We start from the raw sequence: 2,320 nt of genomic DNA on the forward strand, positions 1-2,320 counted from the left end.
GCGTGTCCTGGACAGTCTACGTGTGCGTAGTGGCGAGTTGGAGTGTCGTACTCAACGTGAGAAGTTGAGATTGTGATACCGCGCTCACGCTCTTCTGGAGCGTTATCGATAGATGCGAAGTCTTTCGCTTCACCGCCGTACACTTTAGCAAGTGTTGTACAGATAGCTGCAGTTAGAGTTGTTTTACCGTGGTCAACGTGGCCGATAGTACCAACGTTTACGTGCGGTTTCGTACGTTCAAATTTTTCTTTAGACATGAGTTGTCCCTCTAGGTACGGATTTAGGTGGCTTTGATGACCACGCAACCAAAAAGTATTGGTAATAAAATTACTCTCAAACACTAAACGTAGTTCAGCAGCAAGAAAGTATCAAAAGGAAAAGTTTGCTTTAATAGAGCTGGTGCTGATAGGCAGATTCGAACTGCCGACCTCATCCTTACCAAGGATGCGCTCTACCGCCTGAGCTATATCAGCACTCAAAATAGAGTGGAGCGGGCAGCGGGAATCGAACCCGCATCATCAGCTTGGAAGGCTGAGGTAATAGCCATTATACGATGCCCGCAACACGTAACTCTGTGAGCTATTTCCTAAAGAATATGGTGGAGGGGGACGGATTCGAACCATCGAAGGCAGTGCCAGCAGATTTACAGTCTGATCCCTTTGGCCACTCGGGAACCCCTCCAAATTTTCTATCCATTCTCACTACTAAAGGAGAGAATGGTGCCGACTACCGGAATCGAACTGGTGACCTACTGATTACAAGTCAGTTGCTCTACCTACTGAGCTAAGTCGGCATAAGTGGTGCGCATTCTATTGAATGATTTTCTGCCTTGCAATAGTAAATTTAAAAAAAAATCTCTTTTTCGTCCGTTTGGGCTTATTTGTTGAAAATTCGCCCAATTCATCGCCAAAAATTGACTTATGTAGACTATGTCGTTGGAAATCTTTAGCGGTTGTTGTATTTTCGCTGCTCTATCGTATTAGTAAAACCAAGTTAGGATGACTATGACGCCGTATCTCTCTTTTAATCGTCAGCAATGGGCCGCGCTGCGTAACGCTGTGCCTATGACGTTATCCGAGACCGATTTGGTTGAGCTACAAGGTGTAAATGAAAGCCTTACGATGAATGAGGTTGAAGAAATCTATCTGCCGCTAGCCCGTTTACTAAATCTTTACATCGCTGCACGCCAAAGCAGGAACTCAGTATTAAATAACTTCATTTCGAATCAAGAGTCTGCGCCTCCTTTTATCATTGGTATCGCGGGAAGTGTCGCCGTTGGTAAAAGTACCACCGCGCGTTTGCTCAAGGCGCTATTATCTCGCTGGGATAACCACCCTAAAGTTGAGCTGGTGACCACCGATGGTTTCCTGTACCCAAAGAAAGTGCTCGATAAACGCGGCATCATGCACCGAAAAGGCTTCCCTGAGTCATACGATATCAAACAGTTAGTAGCGTTTGTCTCTGATGTAAAGGCCGGCAAACCGAATCTGGAAGTTCCGGTGTACTCTCACATCACTTATGACATTACTGACGAAGTCAAAGTGGTCGATCGCCCAGATGTGCTGATTATTGAAGGCTTAAATGTCCTTCAAAGTGGTATGGACTACCCTCACGATCCTCATCGCGTCTTTGTCTCCGACTTTCTTGATTTTTCACTTTATGTGGATGCTGAGAGCACCATTATTGAACAGTGGTATGTCGAACGTTTCTTGAAGTTTCGTCAGGGTGCCTTTACCAAGCCCGGCTCTTACTTTAGCCATTACACTAAGCTGACTGAACCACAGGCGATTGAAAAAGCGCACAGCATCTGGCAAGCGATCAATGGTGTAAACCTAGATGCGAATATTTTGCCAACCAAAGGACGCGCACACTTAATTTTGCAAAAAGGGCAAAATCATAAAGTCGAACAGGTATTGTTGAGGAAGTAGCGAGAAAATCTTGGAAGGTTGACGTGAAAGCGTCAACCTTTTTTCTGGATTTTAGACGTAAGTCCCTAACAAAAACTCTGTATCAGATACCTACTCAGCATCTATAACGTGCATCTCTCGAAGGGCGCAGCCCGTTCTAAACTCTAGCAGGACGAAGTCCGGTCTCGGAGCGAAGCGTTCTACTTCCCTTCCGGTCCGTATTGATTCTCACCATCCGTGCCTTTAAGGAAACCACACTCAACTGGCGTTGTTGCCTAAATCAGTTGAACCTTTTTCGAGTCTTGCGATCTGACCCTTTATGATGGTTAGAGCGGTGGTGGTATGGGTAAGGCAAAAAAGAAGATAACTAACTGGGCGGAGTACAATAAGGCTCTGTGTAAACGGGGCTCGGT

The 2,320-nt window shown here is 45.6% G+C and carries 2 protein-coding genes and 4 tRNA genes; 1 reads left to right on the top strand and 5 read right to left on the bottom strand.

The genetic code is table 11. From position 1 onward, the window contains the following. From QTN94_RS19580 to QTN94_RS19600, 5 genes are all read right to left on the bottom strand, one after another. The coding region (locus QTN94_RS19580) for a GTP-binding protein (RefSeq protein WP_331427788.1) at window positions 1–257 on the bottom strand (257 nt) is incomplete at its 3' end. Window positions 258–397: 140 nt separating this feature from the next. Next, window positions 398–473 (bottom strand) — tRNA-Thr (locus tag QTN94_RS19585). Window positions 474–486: 13 nt separating this feature from the next. Then, window positions 487–561 (bottom strand) — tRNA-Gly (locus tag QTN94_RS19590). Between the two features lie 35 nt (window positions 562–596). Continuing rightward, a tRNA-Tyr gene (locus QTN94_RS19595) sits at window positions 597–681 on the bottom strand. A 36-nt stretch (window positions 682–717) separates the two neighbouring features. Further along, window positions 718–793, bottom strand: a tRNA-Thr gene (locus QTN94_RS19600). 211 nt (window positions 794–1,004) lie between these two features. Between QTN94_RS19600 and coaA the strand changes: the two genes are divergently transcribed. Then, window positions 1,005–1,928, top strand: coding sequence for a type I pantothenate kinase (coaA, locus tag QTN94_RS19605; protein ID WP_331417679.1), 924 nt, complete (start codon window positions 1,005–1,007; stop codon window positions 1,926–1,928). The last annotated feature ends 392 nt before the right edge of the window (window positions 1,929–2,320 follow it).

Origin of the sequence: Vibrio sp. M250220 (assembly GCF_036533795.1) — a bacterium.
Lineage (GTDB): Bacteria > Pseudomonadota > Gammaproteobacteria > Enterobacterales > Vibrionaceae > Vibrio.

Coding starts and splice junctions, on each gene's coding strand:
- coaA (WP_331417679.1), top strand. CDS start 1,005: ATGACGCCGTATCTCTCTTTTAATCGTCAGCAATGGGCCGCGCTGCGT.